Source organism: Clostridioides sp. LIBA-2809 (genome assembly GCF_056688965.1).
Window position 1 is genome coordinate 2,595,901 of record NZ_CP197004.1, and the last position, 21,966, is coordinate 2,617,866.

The 21,966-nt window shown below is 29.8% G+C and carries 19 protein-coding genes; 2 read left to right on the top strand and 17 right to left on the bottom strand.

All coding sequences use genetic code 11. The features are described 5' to 3' along the window. The first annotated feature begins 392 nt into the window (after positions 1–392). A complete protein-coding gene (locus ACTG44_RS12275; protein WP_021385196.1) occupies positions 393–1,892 on the top strand; it encodes an IMP dehydrogenase in 1,500 nt (499 codons plus the stop codon). Positions 1,893–2,035: 143 nt separating this feature from the next. Here ACTG44_RS12275 and ACTG44_RS12280 read toward each other — a convergent pair whose 3' ends face one another. The 9 genes from ACTG44_RS12280 to ACTG44_RS12320 all read right to left on the bottom strand — a co-directional run bounded on the left by ACTG44_RS12280 (position 2,036) and on the right by ACTG44_RS12320 (position 13,476). Then, positions 2,036–3,193, bottom strand: a complete 1,158-nt coding sequence (locus ACTG44_RS12280; RefSeq protein WP_021385209.1) for a toxic anion resistance protein — start codon at positions 3,191–3,193, stop codon at positions 2,036–2,038. 114 nt (positions 3,194–3,307) lie between these two features. Continuing rightward, a complete protein-coding gene (locus tag ACTG44_RS12285; protein ID WP_479919102.1) occupies positions 3,308–4,228 on the bottom strand; it encodes a 5-bromo-4-chloroindolyl phosphate hydrolysis family protein in 921 nt (306 codons plus the stop codon). 284 nt (positions 4,229–4,512) lie between these two features. Continuing rightward, positions 4,513–5,631: a 4-hydroxybutyrate dehydrogenase gene (locus ACTG44_RS12290; protein WP_479920516.1), complete on the bottom strand. Its 1,119-nt coding sequence runs from the start codon at positions 5,629–5,631 to the stop codon at positions 4,513–4,515. A 19-nt stretch (positions 5,632–5,650) separates the two neighbouring features. Beyond that, positions 5,651–6,958 (bottom strand): acetyl-CoA hydrolase/transferase family protein, encoded by a 1,308-nt coding sequence (locus ACTG44_RS12295; protein WP_479917077.1) that lies wholly within the window; start codon positions 6,956–6,958, stop codon positions 5,651–5,653. A 25-nt stretch (positions 6,959–6,983) separates the two neighbouring features. Continuing rightward, positions 6,984–7,259: a hypothetical protein gene (locus tag ACTG44_RS12300; protein WP_021385158.1), complete on the bottom strand. Its 276-nt coding sequence runs from the start codon at positions 7,257–7,259 to the stop codon at positions 6,984–6,986. 134 nt (positions 7,260–7,393) lie between these two features. After that, the gene (gene abfD, locus ACTG44_RS12305; protein ID WP_479920517.1) at positions 7,394–8,890 is read right to left on the bottom strand and encodes a 4-hydroxybutyryl-CoA dehydratase/vinylacetyl-CoA-Delta-isomerase; all 1,497 of its coding nucleotides are present in this window, start codon (positions 8,888–8,890) and stop codon (positions 7,394–7,396) included. Positions 8,891–9,078: 188 nt separating this feature from the next. Then, positions 9,079–10,470: an aldehyde dehydrogenase family protein gene (locus ACTG44_RS12310; RefSeq protein ID WP_479920518.1), complete on the bottom strand. Its 1,392-nt coding sequence runs from the start codon at positions 10,468–10,470 to the stop codon at positions 9,079–9,081. 31 nt (positions 10,471–10,501) lie between these two features. Continuing rightward, positions 10,502–12,046 (bottom strand): acetyl-CoA hydrolase/transferase family protein, encoded by a 1,545-nt coding sequence (locus ACTG44_RS12315; RefSeq protein WP_021385112.1) that lies wholly within the window; start codon positions 12,044–12,046, stop codon positions 10,502–10,504. A 26-nt stretch (positions 12,047–12,072) separates the two neighbouring features. Further along, entirely contained in the window at positions 12,073–13,476 is a 1,404-nt protein-coding gene (locus tag ACTG44_RS12320) for an aspartate-alanine antiporter-like transporter (protein ID WP_479920519.1), read from the bottom strand. A gap of 414 nt (positions 13,477–13,890) precedes the next feature. On the opposite strand from ACTG44_RS12320, the gene ACTG44_RS12325 reads away from it, so the two are divergent. After that, positions 13,891–14,763 carry a LysR family transcriptional regulator gene (locus tag ACTG44_RS12325; protein WP_021385235.1) on the top strand — a complete coding sequence of 291 codons (873 nt, stop codon included), beginning with the start codon at positions 13,891–13,893 and terminating at the stop codon, positions 14,761–14,763. Positions 14,764–14,938: 175 nt separating this feature from the next. On the opposite strand, the gene ACTG44_RS12330 is transcribed toward ACTG44_RS12325, so the two are convergent. The 8 genes from ACTG44_RS12330 to grdD form a co-directional block, all read right to left on the bottom strand. Beyond that, positions 14,939–15,538: a hypothetical protein gene (locus ACTG44_RS12330; RefSeq protein WP_021385234.1), complete on the bottom strand. Its 600-nt coding sequence runs from the start codon at positions 15,536–15,538 to the stop codon at positions 14,939–14,941. A gap of 112 nt (positions 15,539–15,650) precedes the next feature. Next, positions 15,651–16,730, bottom strand: coding sequence for a M24 family metallopeptidase (locus ACTG44_RS12335; RefSeq protein ID WP_479920520.1), 1,080 nt, complete (start codon positions 16,728–16,730; stop codon positions 15,651–15,653). A gap of 518 nt (positions 16,731–17,248) precedes the next feature. Continuing rightward, positions 17,249–17,824, bottom strand: a complete 576-nt coding sequence (locus tag ACTG44_RS12340) for a flavodoxin family protein (RefSeq protein WP_479920521.1) — start codon at positions 17,822–17,824, stop codon at positions 17,249–17,251. A gap of 253 nt (positions 17,825–18,077) precedes the next feature. Beyond that, positions 18,078–18,494, bottom strand: coding sequence for an arsenate reductase ArsC (locus tag ACTG44_RS12345; RefSeq protein WP_479917082.1), 417 nt, complete (start codon positions 18,492–18,494; stop codon positions 18,078–18,080). Continuing rightward, complete coding sequence (locus tag ACTG44_RS12350) at positions 18,481–18,762, bottom strand: thioredoxin family protein (protein WP_479920522.1); 282 nt, start codon at positions 18,760–18,762, stop codon at positions 18,481–18,483. Before ACTG44_RS12350 ends, ACTG44_RS12345 begins: the two co-directional genes overlap by 14 nt. An 87-nt stretch (positions 18,763–18,849) precedes the next feature. Further along, a complete protein-coding gene (locus ACTG44_RS12355) occupies positions 18,850–19,866 on the bottom strand; it encodes a permease (RefSeq protein WP_479920523.1) in 1,017 nt (338 codons plus the stop codon). Positions 19,867–19,944: 78 nt separating this feature from the next. Then, positions 19,945–20,247 carry an ArsR/SmtB family transcription factor gene (locus tag ACTG44_RS12360; protein ID WP_479920524.1) on the bottom strand — a complete coding sequence of 101 codons (303 nt, stop codon included), beginning with the start codon at positions 20,245–20,247 and terminating at the stop codon, positions 19,945–19,947. 569 nt (positions 20,248–20,816) lie between these two features. Next, positions 20,817–21,962 carry a glycine/sarcosine/betaine reductase complex component C subunit alpha gene (gene grdD, locus ACTG44_RS12365; protein ID WP_479920525.1) on the bottom strand — a complete coding sequence of 382 codons (1,146 nt, stop codon included), beginning with the start codon at positions 21,960–21,962 and terminating at the stop codon, positions 20,817–20,819. Between the last annotated feature and the right edge of the window lie 4 nt (positions 21,963–21,966).

Consider the following 21,966-nt stretch of genomic DNA (forward strand, 5'->3'; position numbering starts at 1 on the left):
CTTTGTGATTAATTAACTTTAATAGAAAAACCAATAATAATTCAATTAAATAATTTTATTAGAGGTACTTTTGGATATACTAATATAGACTTATTTGACCTGTGCTTTTGATATTTGTACTCTCTATGTCAATATTGTCAACATAAAGTGTATAAGTATAATGTATGGATAACTAAATATTAATTTCTAATTAGCTACTATACAATATTAAACATTATTTAATATACAATATTACCCTATAAAGCAATATATATTAAACAAATTTAATGAAAATAGTTTAAATTTTTCAAAAATCTCAATATTTGACAAAATACTTTAATAAAATTAAAGAATAAGTTATAATTAATACTATCAATTATAAAAAGTATAAAAATATAAGGAGTGATTAAAAAATGGCGTTTTATTTTGATACACCATCACATACTTTCAGTGAATACCTTCTTGTTCCAGGTTTCTCTTCTACTGATTGTATACCTGCTAATGTAAGTTTGAAAACACCTGTTACTAAATTTAAAAAAGGCGAGGAAGCAGATATTTATATGAATATACCTTTGACTTCTGCTATTATGCAATCTGTTTCTGATGACAAGATGGCTATTGCACTTGCTAAAGAAGGTGGTATTTCATTTATATACGGTTCTCAAAGTATTGAAAGTGAAGCTGCTATGGTAGCACGTGTTAAATCTCACAAAGCTGGTTTTGTTGTAAGTGATTCAAATATTAAACCTGAGAATACACTAAAAGACATTCTTGAATTAAAAGAAAAAACTGGACATTCTACAGTTGCTGTTACTGAAGATGGGACTTCAACTGGTAAATTATTAGGTATTGTCGCAAGTCGTGATTATCGTATAAGTCGTATGGATTTAGATACTAAAGTTAGTGAATTTATGACTCCTATGTCATCCATAGTTTATGCTAACAAAGACGTTACTTTAAAAGAAGCAAACAACATTATATGGGACCACAAGCTTAATTCTCTTCCTGTACTTGATGACAACGGTAATCTTGTTTATATGGTATTCCGTAAAGATTACTCTTCTCATAAAGAAAATCCACTTGAGCTTTTAGATTCTTCTAAAAGATATGTAGTTGGAGCTGGTATCAATACTAGAGACTTCGCTGAACGTGTTCCTGCTTTAGTTGAAGCTGGTGCTGATGTTTTATGTATAGATTCTTCAGAAGGTTTTTCTGAATGGCAGAAAATAACTCTTGATTTTATTCGTGGAAAATATGGTGATACAGTTAAGGTTGGAGCTGGAAATGTAGTTGACCGTGAAGGATTCCTTTACTTAGCTGAAGCTGGTGCTGACTTTGTTAAAGTTGGTATTGGTGGTGGTTCTATATGTATTACTCGTGAACAAAAAGGTATAGGACGTGGACAAGCTACTTCTATAATTGAAGTTGCACAAGCTAGAGATGAGTACTTTGAAAAAACAGGTATTTATATTCCAATTTGTTCTGATGGTGGTATCGTTTATGACCATCATATAACTTTAGCTTTAGCTATGGGTGCAGATTTTATAATGCTTGGTAGATACTTCTCTCGTTTTGATGAGAGTCCAACTAACAAAGTTAATATAAATGGTAGTTATATGAAAGAATACTGGGGAGAAGGTTCTGCACGTGCTAGAAACTGGCAAAGATATGACCTTGGTGGAGATAAGAAGCTTTCTTTTGAAGAAGGTGTTGACTCTTATGTACCTTATGCTGGTTCTTTAAAGGACAATGTAACTCTTTCTTTAAGTAAAGTTCGTTCTACTATGTGTAACTGTGGAGCTCTTAGCATACCTGAACTTCAAAAGAATGCTAAGCTTACACTTGTATCTTCTACTAGTATAGTTGAAGGTGGAGCTCATGATGTTATGTTAAAGGATAATAGAAATTTATAATATAAATAAAAGAGGCTGTCTCGAAACAGAGATAAGCTTCTTTTATATTGTTGAAATTATAAAAATATATTTATTTCATACAAAAAGAGCGCCTCATGAACTAAAAAGTTTATTTTGAGACACCCTTTTTCTAATATACGCTTTTATTTAACTGTAAATTCAAGAAGCTTGCTTTTAAGTTCATTTTCTATTTTTGATAGTTCAACTTCTGCTTCTTGTCTCTTTATTCTACCATCATGTTGTATCTTAACCACTTCATCAATAGTTGATATTAAAGATTGATTAGTTTTCTTAATTGTATCTATATCTACAATTCCTCTTTCTGATTCTTTTGCTGTTTCTATTGTTCCCATCTTTAGAGTTTCTGCATTTTTTAGTAATAGCTCATTTGTCATATTGCTAACTTCACGCTGTGCTTTCATAGCTTGATTTAAGTGAGAAATTCCAAGAGCAAGTACTATTTGATTTTTCCATAATGGAATTGTATTTACTATAGTTGATTGAATCTTTTCTGCCATCAAATTATTACTATTTTGAACTAGTCTTATCTGTGGAGCCATTTGAAGCGATACCATTCTAGTTAATTCTAAGTCATGAATCTTCTTTTCAAATCGGTCACAAAGTGAAACCATATCATTCACAGCTTGAGCGTCTTCTGTTGAGCCAGATAATCTAGCCTTTTCTCTCAATTTTGGCATTTCGTATTCTTTCATATCTTTTAACTTTTGTTTCCCTGCTATAATATACATAGTAAGTTCTTTTGAGTAAGCTAAGTTCAACTCATACATCTTATCAAGCATAGCTATATCTTTTAATATTTTAACCTGATGTTTTTGAAGTTCTTTGCTTACTTTGTCTACATTTACCTCTGCGCTATCATACTTAGTTTTTAGATTTGAAATTTTATTATTTGCCTTTTTAAAGATTCCTAAAAAACCACCCTGTTCTTTTTCGTCTGCTGAAAATGCTTTTAAATCAGTAACTAGATTTGTAAGCATATCTCCAACTTCTCCTAAATCTCTAGTTTTAACACTCTTTAAAGCTGTTTCAGAGAATCCTGCTACCTTTTTTTGGGCACCAGCTCCATATTGTAAAATCATATTTGTATTTGTAATATCTATTTTTTCTGCAAATTCCTTTACCATCTTACGTTCAGATTCAGACAATTTTTCTTCTTCTGGGTCTTTTTCATCCTTTTTCATTAACATATCAGAATTATTTATATCACTTGTATTTGATTCTTCTCCAAATGGGTCAAGTGTTAAAGTTGGCATAACTGGTATATCATCTAGATTATTCATTATATCTTTCTCTCCTCTTCCTTTATAAAGTACTGATTAACTTATATATCACATGTTTTTTACTTTATGACTACTTAATTGTTCAAAAATAACAGAATATTTTTTATATTGAAGTTAAAATTTACCACTCGTTAATCCCTCTTGAACTAACATGTTCTCTAAAACAGTAATGTCTGTAGAGATATCTATTGCTTCATCTTCAAACAGATAGTCTAATTGATTTTCAAAAGCTATTACGATTGTACTCATTGTATTTTCAATACTTTCCATAGTTGTCGTTATATTTTCTCTGTCTATACCTTGCTCTTCCAATGTATGATATGAATTCAACAGCTTTAAAGTTGTTGGAAGATAATAGTCCATAAATTTTTGTATTTGAGTAAGTTTTGATGGGTCATGTTTTACAACATCAAATATTTTCCCTGTAACATCCTCTACTTGTACAATTTTATTACACATTGACTCTGATTTAATATTTTTATTAGCTTCTTTTATTTGTGTTAAATAATCCATTCCTTTATTTATAATTGTATCAACTTCATTAACCTCATCAGTTTGTTCTTCTTCTTTGACTTCATATGCTACATCTTCATATCTTGGTGGAATGAAATCTTCATTTGTCAACACAATTTGATTACTTCTTTTATCAATATAAGTATTTATAAAATAGTTTTTATCTATCATTTTTTGCACATCTTTTATTATAAAATTTAGTGATTTAGATGTACTTTCGGCAATAAGTTCTACTGGAATAATATTTCTATTACTTATGATTGTACAATATTTTTTATAACGAGAAATTTGGTCTCCTAATCTCTTACCTTTAAAGATACAAACTCCTCCTATAATTAAAAACACTGCACATACTTGAATAGGAAGTATTACAGCCCATCCAATTATAATAGAAATAGTTGAAAGTACTAGAGCTGATAACGTAAATAAACCTACTAAGCCCCATCCAACTATTTTTAAAAATTTACTTAAAAATGAATTTATTAACACAGATTTTTTGGAAAAATTTTCTGATTTATACATAGTTTATATCCTTTCATTTTCACTAATATTATTAATATATTGCAGTTTGATTATACAATTACTTACTTATTACTGTCAAGGAATTTGAATTTCTACAAATTATTTCAAATAAAGTAATAGACTTAAATATAAGCATATTTTAAATCAAAAATATACTTATATTTAACTCCATATAAAAATAAGAGAACTTAACTTTAATTAAATTTAAGTTCCCTCATTTTTATTTTTATATAAATATAATTAACATTGTTTATCTTAGCTATACATATAAATGAAATTTATAATTAATAAAGATTTGCAAATATCTCTCTTATTTCTTCTCTGCTAAGCTCTACATAATTATTAGCAAGTAATCTTTGTTGATTTGCAATTGTACTATCTGTAAATTCATCAATTTGACTTTCTACCATTCCGTATTCTCTTAAGGCTTTTTTAGCTATTAATTTATTTAAAAACTTTTCTAATTCTCCATAAACATCACAATTAGGGTCACATTCAAGAGCATCTGCTAGAATTTTTGTACATTTTGTGATTTTTCCATCAGGATTTTTTCTAGAATACATCTTAAACACTTCAGTAAAGAACTGATAATTTGCTTCACCATGTGCAACATGGAAAGCCCCACCAATTGAATAAGATAAAGCATGAACTGCTGCACAACCAGCATTTCCAAAAGCAATTCCTGCATAGTTTGATGCAAGAACAAAGTCTCTAAGATGATTAAATCTCTCTTCTTCCCCTTTATCAACTATCTTTTTGTATCCATCCATAATCATTTTTATTGCTTGTAAAGAATATATCTCTGTAAATGGACTTGCTTTTGGAGAAAGATAAGACTCAATTGCATGTATAAGAGCATCCACTGAACTTGTAACAAAGAATTTATAAGGTAATCCTTTTACAGTCTCTGGAATTAGCACTGCATAGTCCGCATAAGTTTCTTCTACTGCTAGCCCTTTTTTAGTATGCTTAGATTTTAATTCTGCAATGGCTACATTTGTTACTTCACTACCTGTACCACATGTTGTAGGAACTACTACTAACTCTTTTATTTTTTTAGGTGCTACTTCTCCTTCAAATAAGTCAATAGATTTTTCTGGAACATCAAGTGCTAATATCTTGCATATATCAACTATTGTGCCTCCTCCAAATGCAATAATTCTATCGAAATTATATTTTTTCATTTCTTTTGTCATAGAATCTATCATTTCATCAGATGGTTCACCTGTTCCAAACTTTTCTTGGAAAATTAGATTTGTATCTATTCCAAGAGGCTTCATATATGGCTCATATATAAATTCATTAGTAATTACTAAATCATTTTTTCCTATTTTAAATTCTTCGTTGAATTCTTTAAATGTATCGAAATAAAATATTTTTGGAACTACTCTAAGTGCTTCCATTATTAACACCCCTCTATTATTAATATTTCTCCTTAAATCTTTTTTCAAATTCTAATGCTAGACTTTCCCTTACACTTGGATGAGCTATATTAATTAAATTTCTTGCTCTTTCTCTAAGGGACTTTCCTTTTAGCTCTGCTATACCATATTCAGTTACAATGTAATCAACATCATTTCTTGATGTTGTTATAGGTGCACCTTCATCCACAATAGAGACGATTTTTGAAATTACTGTACCATCCTTTTTTGTAGTTATTGAAGGCATAGCTATAATCGCCTTTCCATCTTCTCCCATAGATACTCCACGGATAAAATCAACTTGACCTCCAACACCACTAAACTGTCTAAGACCCATAGCTTCTGCAACTACCTGTCCCATCAAATCAACTTGTATGGCAGAGTTTATAGAAACCATTTTATGTTGTTTCATTATAATTGCTGGATGATTTACATAGTCTACAGGTTTTACTTCTACTGCAGGGTTATTATTTGCAAAATCGTATAATTTTTTAGTACCCATTAAGAAGGTAACTGTCATTTTCTCTTTATCAAAATTTTTATATTTGCCATTTATAACTCCTTTTTCATAAAGAGCTAAAGTTCCATCTGAAATCATTTCTGAGTGAATTCCTAAGTCCTTTTTATCTGTCAAAAATAACATAACTGCATCTGGAATTCCGCCAATTCCAAGTTGTAAAGTAGAACCATCTTCAATTAATGAAGCACAATTTTTACCAATTGCTTCTTCTACTTCTCCAATCTTCGCAGGTTGTAACTCATATAAAGGTTGTGACTTTTCAACTATATAATCAAACTCTGATACATTAACTACTTCGCCATAAGTTCTAGGAAATTGGTCATTTACTTGAACAATTACTGTCCTAGCACTTTTAATAGCCTCATAAGTATAATCAACCGATGTACCTAAACTACAATATCCATGTTCATCTGGTGGAGTTACCTGTGCTAATACAACATCACATTTTAATCTTTTTTCTCTAATTAACTTTGGAACTTCATGGAAAAATGCAGGTGTAAAGTCTCCATCTCCGTTTTCAATTGCTTTTCTTACATTTCCACTTACAAACATTGGATTTACTCTAAAATGAGCTTCCATTCCTTTAGAAGTATATCCTCCACTACCTAAGCTTACCATGTGTTTAATCTCAACATCTTTGTATTGTTCAGCATTTTCAATCATAGCTTCTACTAGTGCAGGAGGTTCACCTACACAATGTGCAAATACTACAGTATCCCCGTTTTTAATATGCTTTACGGCCTCTGTAGCGCTACATAATTTTTCTTGATACAATTCTCGCCAATTCAATGAAATCCCCCCATTTAGCTCTTATTTAAGTTTCACAAATTGCTGATTCAATTATATTTATAACTCTTTCTATATGGCTAAAATCCCACATCTTAATACACTCATTTTTCACTTTATATTGTTGATAGGATGCGCATAAAGTTGCGCATCCTCCAATTATAAGTAACAAATCATATTCCACGTTCTCTTGTGCTACACTAAAATCTACTCTACCATTGAAGTGCTCTTTGATTATTGTAAGAGCCTTCCCTCTTTCGTATCTAGGGTTACAGCCCCCACAAAATCTAACTCCACAGGTCATGTGTAAATTCTCCTTATAAAAAATTTCCTTGTTTAATTAAAAACCACTATAATTTTATAATTATCTCTTATACTCTATATTTTTTCATTAATTAATATATGTTGATATATATTTCCCTTTTACATATCAACTTTTTATAAATTTAAAGCTTCCTCTTTTTTTATTCCTGCAATTGTCTTAGCTAATTCTTTCTTTTGACTTATATTTCCTTGTCTTGAAATCATTATTCTCTGAGCTTGTGGTGAACCTGCTCCATGCATTGACTCAGTTCTATAACCAACAGCTGCTGAACCAAGACATATATTTTCTAAGAATCTTAAAACTCTCATTCTTTCTTCTGTTGAAGCCACTGAAGAAGCTTTAAAATACTTATTACATACTTCGCCAATAGTCATTCCACTTGTTCCAACTTTAAGGTCTGATTTAAAGTCTTTTTCTGAAGGCATAGTAACCATAAGACCACCAGCTATATCTTCTGCAAGTCTCACTATTTCATAAGGAAATCTAGTTACATTTTGCTTACATACATTTGCAAGAAGCAAATCTATTTGATAGTTTCCAGCTTCTGTCTTATGTCCTTCTGATGAACATGCTATACCACAACAGTATAAACTTTCATTAAGGTGAGTCATTTCTATTAATTTATCTTTTATATGTGAAGCTTTATTTGCTCCGTTATAGTCAGCTGCTAAAGCTGCTGCTCCTATTATTACATCACCTACGCCTACTTTACAGCCACCATAACTTTGTCTATGGTATCCAGCAAATCTCTCAACTAACATACCAGAGAAATCCCACTCTCCACATAAGAAAATTCTATCATTTGGAACAAATACATTGTCAAATACTACTAAGGCTTCTTGACCTCCAAATTCCTTATTTCCTAAATCAACATCTGCGCCTTCTTCTAATTTTCTAGTATCACAAGATTGTCTTCCATAAATCATGAACACACCCTCAGCATCTGAAGGAACTGCAAATGATACAGCATAGTCTTTATCTGCTTCTGTCATACTTATAGTAGGCATTATAAGATGCTCATGTGAATTTATTGAACCAGTTTGGTGTGCCTTTGCTCCTCTTACAACTATACCATCTTCTCTTCTTTCTACTATATGAAGGAACATATCTGGGTCAGGTTGAGCACTAGGTGACAATCCTCTATCTCCTTTAGGGTCAGTCATAGCACCATCAACTACTAAATCGTTTTCTTGTATATAAGTTAAGTATTTTACAAAATTATCATGGTACTTAGTTCCATGAGCTTTATCACATTCAAATGTTGTTGAATATACTGCATTAAATGCGTCCATACCAACACATCTTTGGAAACAAGAAGCTGTTTTTTGACCACATAGTCTTTGCATCTTTACTTTTTTCACTAAATCATCAGTACTTTGATGAAGATGCCCAAATCTATTTATTTTTTCGCCTGTGATATTTGAAGTAACTGTCATTAAGTCTGTATATTCTGGGTCATGAGCTAAATCATAAGTTGCTGCTACACAATTTATAGATGGTCTAATCATAGGATGGTCAACCCAGTTTTTAACCTCTTCACCAAACATATAAACCTTAGTATTTAATTTTCTTAAACTTTCAATATATTGAGCTCCTGTCATTAATGCCATAATAAAACCACTCCTTTTTTTTATAAAAATTTTTATTTATGTTAATTATAATACTTCCTTCTTATGTCTGTTTCTTAATATTTAAAATTTAGTACAATACTCTGCTTTAAATTTAATTTATGTCTTAAATTCATTCTAAATTAAAATATATTCCTATCTTAATCTAGAATGAATATTTTTTCTAAATCCTATCCCCAAAGTTCTTCATCTGTAGGAACTTCATTTTCTGGCATATAATAAGCAATTCTAGAAATGTTAATTAAATGCTTATAATCAAGATTTTCAGAAATACTGTTATTTCCCCAAGAACCACAACCTAGAGTATTAGTAGGTGCAAGACCATTAAAGAAACTTCCTCCAGCACTAGTAGCACAACATTGATTAATAACAAATCTTGATACCTCTATATTTTCTCCTGCATATTCTATATTTTTAACTGTATTTGAATGGATAGATACACTATGCCCTTTTCCTTCTACATTTAAATTTGCTTTTGCAATAGCTACACCTTCTTCAAAATCTTTATACTTATATGCAGATATAACTGGACACATTTTTTCTTTTGCAAGTATATCCTCTTCTCCTGGACCATCAGCTTCTATTACTATTATTTTTGTATCTTCTGGAATTTCAACACCTGCAATTTTTGCAATTGCATGAACAGATTGACCTACTGCATCTTTATTCATAGCTTTATTTATAAACATAGCATTTCTAAAAGCTTCTTTCTGTGCATTATCTCTAACTATAAAACCTTTATTATTTTTAAATTCATCCATTACTTTATCAAACATTTCTTCTGCTACTATCACTGATTGCTCGCCTGAACAAATTATACCGTTGTCAAAAATTCTTCCTGCTATGATTTTAGGTACTGCTTCTTTAATATCCACATCTCTATCTATAATACATTGAACATTTCCTGCACCTACTCCAAGTGCTGGTTTTCCACTTGAGTATGCAGCTTTCACCATTCCCATTCCACCAGTAGCAATTACTACATCTGCTGATGAAATTAAATTTCTTGTATTTTCTCTTGATTGTTGGTCAAGTATTTGTATTAAGTTTTCTGGTGCTCCTATTTTTTCTAATTCTTCATTAATCATATCAACAGTTTTAGTACTACATCCAATGGCTTTATGGTGTGGTGTGATAATGATTGCATTTCTTCCTTTAAGTGCAAACATTGCATTACTCATAGGTGTAACGATTGGATTTGTACAAGGAGTTATTGCCGCTACTACTCCAATTGGTTTAGCTACCTTTGTTATTCCAGTTTCTCTATCTATATCAATTATACCAACTGATTTTTTATCTTTTAGATTGTTATATATAACCTTTGCTTTACTTTTATTTTTAGCTACCTTGTCTTCATATACTCCCATTCCAGTTTCTTCTACAGCAAGTTTAGCTAAGTATTCAGCATTATAATACACTACTTTCCCAACTATCTTTACTATTTTATCTACTTGTTCTTGAGTATAACATTCAAACTCTCTTTGAGCTTTTCTAGCTCTCTCAATATAACCGTTAATGTATTCCTTACTTAAATCTTCAAAGTTTTCTACTGCTTTTTCCATTTTAAATCCGCCTCCAATTTATTAAATATTTTTATAATGCACTTTTAAAAGTTTCAGACTTTTTCATTGTACCTGTACTCATAAATTTACTATGCCATGATAAAGCTTCATCTAATATATGAGGAGTTTGTTTTGCTCCATTTTGACAGGCTCTATTTAAATAATCTCTAAGTTGTTCTTTATAATCTGGATGAGCACAATTTTCTATTATTTTTATAGCTCTTTCCCTAGGTGCAAGACCTCTTAAATCAGCATATCCTTGTTCTGTTACAATTACCATTACATCATGTTCAGTGTGGTCTACATGAGACACCATAGGTACTATTGATGATATATCACCATTTTTTGCAATTGACTCAGTACTAAATATAGTTATTGCTCCATTTCTAGCAAAATCACCAGAACCACCAATTCCATTCATCATCTTTGAACCCATAATATGAGTAGAGTTTACATTTCCATAAATATCAACTTCAATTGCAGTGTTCATTGCAATTACCCCAATTCTTCTAGCTATTTCTGGATTATTACTAATCTCTTGAGGTCTCAGTATAATCTTATCCTTAAAGAAATCAATATCCTCTTCAAATTTTATTAACCCTTCTGGTGATGGGCTTACAGATGTAGTAGATGCCATTGTAACCTTACCCATTCTTATTAAATCTAACATAGAATCCTGTACAACCTCTGTATAGCAAGTTAGATTTTCAAATTCAGATTCACACAATCCATATAAAACTGCATTGGCTACACTTCCTACACCAGATTGAAGTGGAAGTAGATTTTTTGACAATCTACCTGACTTTACTTCTTCTTTCAGAAAAGCAATAATATTATTTGATATTTTCTTTGAAGCTTCATCTACAATACCTAATGGACGTGTCTTATCTTGCATATTAGTGATTACTATTCCTGCAATCTTATTTAATCCGCAAGGTATATATGTCGTACCAATTCTATCTTTAGGATGATTTATTTCTATTGGCTTTCTATTTGGAGGATTTTCTGTAATATATATATCTGCCATTCCTTCCATTTCCATTGGTTTTGCAAGATTTATTTCAACTATCACTTTATCTGCACTTTTTATAAAAGATGGTGAATTTCCTATCCCACTAGTAGGTATAATATCCCCATTTTCAGTTATTGCAAGTGCTTCTACTATAGCTACATCTACTTTAGGTATAGTCCCATAATTTAAAAATTGAGTAGAATGACTTAGATGCATATCTATATAATTGACATCACCTTTATTAATATTATTTCTAAGTGTAGAATTAGTCTGATAAGGAAGCCTTCTTTCAATTATACCTGTTTCTGACCATGCTCCATCTACCTCTGGGCCTAAAGATGCACCTGAATACACAGTCAATTTTATTTTTTCTCCACTTTTAGCTCTTTCTGAAACTGCTAATGGTACCGCTTTTGGGTAACCTGAAGGTGTAAATCCACTAAGTCCAACAACCATCCCATCATTTATAATTTTAGCAGCTTCATCTGCATTCATAATTAAATCACATAACTTTTTATTTCTTAATCTTTCACTTAATTCTTCAAATACTCCTTCATTATTCATAAATATCCCCCCATATAAAGTCTTATTTACATTGGAAGTTTGTGTAAAACTATAACCAATATAACTTTAGTTAACAGTGCAAATGGATACGTAGCTCCATATCCTGCTGCTGGGTCATCACTATCAAGGGCATCAACAGCTGCTCCAAGACCTGGAGTTGATGTCATACCACCACAGACAGCTCCAGATAGTAAAATCCAGTTTAATTTAAATATATATTTACCAACTAAGAATCCTATCATCATAGCTGTAATACCTACTACTATTGCTACAAAAGCCAGATGCATACCAGATGTCATAATTGAATCAACTACTTTACCACCATATCTTAATCCAACTATTGCTAAGAAAAACACTAGACCTATTTGTTTTAAAATATTTAAAACCTTTTCTTCCATTCTAAAATTTACTGCCCCTATCTTACCTATATATCCAAGTACTAGAGATACAATTAGTGAACCACCTGTAGCTCCTAGTGTGAAGTATCCTAACGGACCCATAAATACATGTATTCCTCCTACTAAATATCCAGCTAGACACGTTAAGAAAAATGTTATTATATTAAATGGAACTTCTGGTATCGTTTTACCTGCAACGCTATCTCTTGCTTCCTTCATTTCTTTTTCATATTTTCTTCTTTCTTCTTTAAGGTCCATCCTAAATATTTTTGGAAGGAAATTTACACCTAATATTACTATTAAAACTCCAAAAGGATATGCAACTGCATGCCCTATACCAACACCTGCTTCAGCATATGCAATATATTTATCTATTTGCTCTTGAGTTAGTGATGTAGTTGTTTTTACATCTAATTTTCCTTCTGGGTCAACAATCTTTAAAATTTCTTTTTTATCCTCTATTGAAGCTTTTTCAAACTCTTTTGATACATCTTCTGCATGTTTACCAGCTGTTTCTAAAGCAGCAGCTAATCCAGGTGAACTTGTTAATGCCCCTGTATAAACACCAGAAACTTCATAAGCACTGCTTCCTTTATTGCTTGATAGTAAAGTCATTGCATAAGTCATAGAACCACCTATAAAAGTTATAAGAACTCCTAAGACTACAAATCTTGCTCCATACTTCTTTAATACAGCTTTCATATCTTTTGCAGCCAATAAACCAACTGCTGCAACAAATATGATTAAAAAGAAATCAAAGAAGTCAGGAGAAATAATTCCATTTCCCATCATGACAGTTGCTGCCTTATATCCTGCTGCTGTTTCTCCTTTTGCTATTACTGAATTTCCCAAGCTATATGCAAGCCATCCAATAAATAATCCTGTAAATAATGCTCCTGATACCCCAAAATTAAACTTCCCAAATTTAATCTTTCCAAATAAAATTCCTGTAATTACAGCAGCAAACATAAGTACAAAAGGATTCATTAAAAAATCCATTAACTCAAACTTCACTAAATCACTCCCTTTCATCGTTATTAAATTAACAATTATTATTAAAAAATATATCTCCCCTTTCTCCCCAAAACTCTATTTTGTTATTAAATTAACATTTCTAGTTAAAAAAATTTTCTTTTATTAATCTTAATCTTTTTCTTTGCGATTTAATTAATAATTTAATTTCAAAAATAATTACTTATTTTTAAATAGTTAAAATTTTAATATTCGTTGATATAACTACATTGTAAGTTGATTATCGTCAAAGTATATCAGCTATTCTCTTTTGTTAATTTAATAATAGCACTATTCTTAATAGATTGAAAATATCAAAAACTTATGATATGATAGTTTAAAACTATTCTATTTTTTTACAACAATATACAAAACTTATATTGTCGTTAATTATATACTTGTCACTAATACATAAATGAAAGGAATTAATATCCAATGAACATAAATTATCTATATTATTTTCAGACTGTTTGTAAATATAAAAACATGACTAAAGCTGCTGAAAGTATCCATATTTCCCAGCCATCAATAACACTAGCTATTAAAGAATTAGAAAAAGAACTTGGCTTTGAACTTTTTTACAGAATAGGCAACAAGATAGAATTAACTCCTGAAGGAAAGATTTTTTTAGATAAATCAAAAAATTTTACGAGACAATTTGAAGACTTTCAAAGTGATGCACTAGACTTAGGGAAAAAGAGAAAGGCCTCTCTGAAAATAGGTATTCCTACAGTTTTAGGTACTTTTTTACTTTCAAAGATACTGCCTAGGTTTAATGTAATTTATCCAGATATAGAACTTAAAATTTTCGAAGTTCCAACATTTGTTGGAGCTAAAATGATTGAAGAATCTTCACTCGATTTTTGTATTGGCATAATTGATAGTGATATTTATGATGATATAGATTCAAAAACAATCTACAAAACAGAATTGTATTTAGTTACAAATCCAAAAAATGAATTGGCAAAACAACCTATTATTTCAAATTATATGTTAAAAAATGTACCTTTTGTCATATTATCTGAAGGTTCTTATCATTATAAGATTATAACAAAAAGACTTGAAAAAGCTAAACCAAATATAATTTTACATTCAAACCAACTTTCTACTATACGCTATTTGTTAGAAAATGACTTAGCTTCAACAATATTGTATAAAGAAATATTTCAAAATACAGAAAATCTCTGTTCAATTCCATTAGAGCGTGCAATTACTGCAAACATTGGTGTTCTTTGGAGAAGAAATCAATACATATCTCATAGTATGAGACTTTTTATTGAATATATGGCATCTATTCATATAAATTAGCTTTATTTTATACTAGATAGTACAATATTTTATTTAAGTAAAACATTGTAAATATTTTAGAGTATCAGTATAAAAATAAAATATATAATCTTAGAAATTATAATTGTATACATTTACATTTAAATATTATTATACTGATACTTTTAACAATATTTTTTAATTAATAATCATGTTTTTAATCAGGTCTACTTGGACAACCTAACAAAAAACCCACGCATCCTGAGACAAAATCTCTCATCTGTGAAATAGTACCTAAAGAAGCTGGAGCTGTAGTCGTAAAATTCCTTACAACAAAAAGTACTATTAGTGCTACAACACAAATTACAGTAGCTATAATAATTTGTAATTCACTAGTTTCTCCTTCTTCAATACCTTCAATTTTATTAACAGACACTTTCTTTTCATAATTATCAGTATCTGAAGTAAATCCAATGGTATTTTTTACATTCATTATATTATTTGTATTTGGTCCTTGACCTTTATTAGATGAATTCTCATCTACAAAAATATTTGAAGATACATCAGTATTTATATACTTTCTCGAAGATTTCTTTATAAAATTAGCACTTAAAAAATATCCAAATATAGCTGCTGAAGTTGTTCTTACTACCACATCAATGGTTGTTGTATCTTGTGAATTCACTTCATTAACAAATAAATTGTATATAGATTGAAACATGAGTATTGCCATTACGATTATTAGACATCTGTCAATTAATTTGATTTTATACCAGGCTTTTTTTATATTTTTTATAAATTTATGGTTTTTATACATAGATATTATCACCTCTCACAATAAAACTAAGCCCCCTTTACTATAATATGTAAAGAGAGCTTAATGGTGAGATTACGCTATGTCTTATGTAAAAAAATATATATAAATTAAATTATTTGTCTAAAATCATCAAATCTTTAGGGAATTTAGTAAGTCTTTCTGGACCATTTTTAGTAATCAGAACAGTATCTTCTATTCTAACTCCACCCCATCCTGGGAAATAAATACCTGGTTCCATTGTTATTATACATCCCTCTTCTATAATTTTATCACCATAATTACCAATGAAAGGTTCTTCATGAACATCTCTACCAACTCCATGCCCTATACCTTGATAATAATAATCTTCATATTTCTTGACAACTTTTCTTATCTCAGCATCTGGGATTGTAGCATGTACACCAACTTTCATGTTTTCAACACCTACATTTTGTGCTTCTTTAACCAAATTATATACCTCTAGTTGTTTTTCAGAAGCTTCTCCAACTACAAAAGTTCTAGTTGTATCAGATATATAACCATTATACATAGCACCGTAGTCTATAAGTACAAAGTCGCCTTTTTCTATAATCTTATCACTAGGTTTACCATGAAGTAATGAAGTCTTTGCACCTGATATCAATATAGTCTCAAAGCCTATATTTTGTGCTCCATTCATCTTCATGAAATATTCCAATTTTGTAGCCAGCTCAATTTCGCTAACTCCAGCTTTTATGTGTGGAATCAATTCTTCTAATGCCTTATCTGCTATCTCACATGCTTTTCTTGTATTTTTTATTTCTTCTTCATCTTTTACGTATCTTAATGTCTCTACAATATTTTCTGTAGGTATTAATTCTCCATTATCTTTCTCAATTAGATTTTTAAGTTCCTCATATTTATCGAATACTATATTAGTTCTTTCAAATCCAAGTTTCTTTATACCTACTTTATCACACACACTTTTTACTGCTTTTGCCACACTTCTGTCAAAGTTATGCCAATTTATAATTTCAAAGCCTTTGCAAACATTTTCCGCAAGCTCCATATATCTACTATCAGTAACTAAGAAATTTCCGTCTTTACAAATCACTGCATATGCTTCCTCATCAGGAAAACCACTTATATAATTTACATTGGTCTTCTTTGTTAAATACAGTGCATCAAGACCTTTGGATTCCAATAATTCTACTACCTTTTTTACTCTGCTCATGATTTTGCCTCCAAATAATAAATTTTACCTCAATTATATTATATCACTAATTAGTGTTCTTTTTTATCTAATAGATACTTTATTTCTAAAATTTTTTCATATCTTTCTAACTTTATTTTAAGATTTCATTAGTTTTATCTAAGATATATTTATAATTGCAAATTACATTTATATTCATAAGTTCTATCAATATTTATGAGGATTTTTTTTCATTATATATGTTGGTTAATCAAAATTCAGTACCTACATTATGTGCATATGGGATACATAATAAAGTCGTTCCTTATGGAAGTATTAAACATTTGATTAAGCCTCTGCAAAAAAACCACGTTCCTTATGACTATATTGAAAATGAATGTTTTTTAGTTATAAAATCGCTTATAAATAGAGTGTTTATGCGGATAATTCAAATTTTCATATAAAAATTTCAAGTAAACTATTTACAAAAACAATTATAAGAAAGATGGTGAATTGTTATATAATATTCACTATCTTTCAGTCAATATCTGAAATAGATTTTATATATTAACATCCTTTGATATTTTAAATCCAAGATTATAGGCTTTTTTTAATATTTTAGGATTATTTTCAATTGAATTTTTTTCAAATGCTTTAGTCGCAATTATAGTTTTATAATGATTTAAACCCATTCCTTTAAGATGCTTACTTGTATATCTAAAATATCTTTTAAAGAATATTGATAAAGGTGCTGCTTGAGTATAAACCATAATTAGTTTTTTATCTCCAAATCTAGGCATATGTTTACCTTTATCTATTGTTGTAAGTGGATAAAGTCTATCTAATAATAACTTGGTTTGAGCTGATACCTGGCATATATAAACTGGTGAACCTATAATTACATACTCAACCTTTTTTATATCTTCATATACTTGAATCATATCATCTTTAAGTGAACATGAATAATTTTTTCTACAATATAAACATCCCTGACAACCTTTTATATTCATATCATTTAAGTAATACTTTTTTACATCAACATTATTTTTGTTTGCTCCTTTAATTATTTCATTAATTATTGTATCTACATTGCCATTTTTTCTTGGACTTCCTACAAATGCTATTATTTTAGACATTTTCAACACTCCTATTTAATATATATTTTCTATATTAAGAAATATTTGCTCCAAATATTTTTCAATTTCTTCATCTTTTCAATTTCAAAATTATTATAAAATATTGTATCTATTTTATTTATTGTATTTTCAGGCATTTTAATAACATTATATACTTTTTTAATGCTTTATATGAGCCTAGTTTAATATTATATTACTAATTTACTGTTTATAAGCAAGATTGATAATTGTATAAAAAAGAGAAGTTGAGATTTTAATAAATACTATTCATTTTGATTCTTTTGGAAAGTAACAATATTTTATCTAATATTTCATTTATCACAAAGATAAATTCTTCATCACTTTTTCCTGTGGGGTCATTCAGTCCCCAATCTTCTCTATATATACATGGAAGATATGGACATTCTACATTACACCCCATTGTAATAACAATATCAACTTCGGGTATGTCTTTTAGTAGCTTTGAATATTGTTCTTTTTCCATATCTATATTATAAATTTTTTTCATTAAACGTACAGCATCTTGATTTATTTGTGACTTCACTTCAGTACCTGCTGAATAACTTTCAAAAATATCTAAACCTAGTTTCTTTCCTAATGCTTCTGCTATTTGACTTCGACAAGAGTTATGAACACAGATAAAAGCTACTTTGGGTTTATAGGCTACCATGTTTTTCCCTTTCTATAATTGCTTTCACTTCATCAATTGTTAAGACCTTACCATATGATACAACCTTGCTATTTATAACAAGTGCAGGAGTACTCATTACTCCATAGCTAGCAATTTGAGTAAAATCAGTTATGTGCTCAATATTGAAATCTAAATTCATTTCTGAAATTGCTGTACGTGTTGCATTTTCTAAAGCTATACATTTTGCACAACCAGAGCCTAGAACTTTGATTCCATCTTTTTTCTTTGTCATTTCTGCATATTCCATAGTTTCTGATGTACAATTTCCACTACAGCAACATGATTTTTTTCTTCTTTTTTACCAAATAATTTCATATTAATTTCCTCCTAATTTTTATAATATTAAGAATGTATGCAAAACATTGAACATATAACCAACAGCGATAATACCAATTGTACAGATAGCTATAAATAAGGCAAGTAGTTTTGGTTTTACAGCTTTTTTAAGCATAATCATAGATGGTAAACTTAATGTTGTTACAGCCATCATAAATGCAAGTACAGTTCCTAATTGTGCACCCTTGATTAGCAATGCTTCTGCAACAGGTATTGTTCCAAAAATATCTGCATACATAGGAATACCAACCAATGTTGCTAAAATAACACCAAACGGATTGTCACTACCTAGAATTGTTTCTATCCAAGTTTCTGGAATCCAGTTGTGAATTATAGCACCAATTCCTACCCCTACTAAAATATAAGGGAATACTTTTTTAAATGTTTCACTAACTTGTTCTTTCGCATATTGAACTCTATCTTTTCGTGTCAAAGATGGTGAATCAATATCTACATGACTTGCATTTTGTATAAAGTCTTCAACATATTTTCCCATGTGCAATTTTTCGATAATAGTACCACCAATAACTGCAATTAATAGTCCAACTATTACATAAACAATTGCAACTTTTGCACCAAATATACTCATAAGAAGTACAAGACTCCCCAAATCTACCATAGGAGATGAAATCAAGAAAGAAAAAGTAACTCCTAAAGGAAGCCCTGCACTTGTAAAACCTATAAAAAGTGGTATAGAAGAACAGGAACAAAATGGAGTTACTGTCCCTAATAGAGCAGAAACAATATTTGCTCCAATACCATGAAAGCGACCTAAAATTTTCTTGCTTCTTTCTGGTGGAAAATAACTTTGTATATAAGATATAATAAAAATCAAAATACATAACAGTATAGTGATTTTTATAACATCATAAAAAAAGAATTGAACACTACCACCTAGTTGTGTAGTATTATCTAATCCTAAAAATGATAATGTGTTGCCAATAAGACTATTTAGCCATTTCATGCCAAGAATTTGGTCTTGAAAAAACAGTATGCCTATTTGTAATATTTCCAAAACAATTCCTCCATTCTATTTTTCATATCAATTTTATTTGATATGTTTTTTTTAATAAAAGCCATCTGTAGATGACTTTTATTTGCAACATTCTATATCTGTATTAGGTGTTGTGATTTCTAATAAACGCTTACTAGCATATTCACTGCCCTTTTTACTAAGGCTATAATGTGTCCATTTTCCATCTTGTCTTGATGATACTATGCCCGATTCACACAATATTTTCATGTGATAAGATAGTGCAGATTGACCAATATTCATTTTATCAATTAAAACACAAGCACATTTTTCGCCACTCCTTAAAAGTTCGAGAATTAAAAGCCTTTTTTCATCACAAAGGGCTTTAAATATTTTTGCATCATTTTTATAGTTAATCATCATTTTTCACCTCTCATATCAATTTTTTTTGATGTGTTTATCGTACTATACTAATCTTACTTTGTCAACAGTCACATCAATTTTTTTTGATATGATTTATTGATTATTTTTTTGACTAAATGCTCTATACTTAAATAATTTTCCTTTAGACATAAATCTTAATTAATATCCTCTACAACAAGATATTCTTTTATAGTCTAAATTCTAATTACTTTTTTATAGAACTATTTAAATGAGAAAAAAGTAATTAGAAATGGAGGAATAGAAAGGTAGATAAAAATTAGAAACAGAAATTAAGGATAATTTAAATATTCCTTTTAATGAAACTAGATTTACAGCTGTATTTAAATTAAATAATTTATCAGAAAAAGACATCTTAGGGTTTTGTAAAAGTAATTTAAGAATAGATATATCTTTCTTAGAAAAAATACAAAAATAAGGTTATGATTTTCAAAACCATAACCTTATAAATACTTAATTATCACTTAAAAAATAAATCTATATTTAAAGAGTACACATAAACATTTCCAAACTCATCAATTGGAAAGTCACATATTTTAATATACCCCTACCTATTTTGCAGTATATCCAGCTTTAATTAAAGTTTCAACTGCTAAATTACCTTTAGCTTCATTTACTAAAACTATTGGACCTGTACAACCCATACCACTTTCAGCATAGATTCCATTTTTCCACAACTCAGATACTGCATCTTCTAAGTCCATTATGTCAACACCAGCTATTTGACGAGTAACAATCTCTTTATCTGGCATTTTAACTTCTACTTTTTCAGCTTTAACTTCTTTTTTAGTAAGAGAAGCTATAATATCATCAAATTTTGCTTTTTTAACTTTTGCAAATTCATTTCTTGCAACATTACTTATATCGCCCTTTACAACATCATAAGCGTATTTTAGTGCATTTGCTACTACTGGAGAACCTGATGCTCTTGATACTATAAGGACTCTTCTATTATAGTCTTCTCCAACCCCAGGACCATATCCAAAACCTTGAGCTTCATAATCTCCACCTGTAGTATATGAAGAAAATACTTTCATAAATATATTTCCAGATAATGTATCAGTAACCATAACATCAGGAGCACCTACAAGTAAATCATTACCTCTCATTACACACCCACCATCTGCTCTAATTGAATCAGCAAATTCCATGTCATATCCATTATCTTTTAATTCTTTTAAACATTTCTCAACTTGTCTTGCCCCATCTACATTAAGTATTCCAACTTTTGGGCATTTATTACCCATTGATTTGGCTGTAGCGATACCATAAATGGCATTTCTCACCATTGCTTCTATTCTATTAGTAGCACTTGTTCCTGTTGTAGTTGCAAGTATCATTTCTTTTCCTTTAGCTGGAGTTATCACTCTACCTACTGTAGATACACCTATTGGAAAATTATAATGCATAGTAACACAAGCATCAATGTATCCTGAATCTAATAATTCTTCCATTTTTACATGCATTTCTTTTTCATCATTAACTTCAACTACTTCAAGGTCAGTTTCTACTTTTGGTCCAATAAGTACTATATCAAATAAATTAGATTTTGCTAATTGTGCACCATTAACCATGTTCTCTACACCATGTTCACTTCCAAGTGTAGTCACACCAATTTTTACTTTTTTGCCAAATTCGCCGCTTTCTATTGCATTAGCTACTTCTAAGAATACATCTGCGATTACTTTTTTTGACATATCC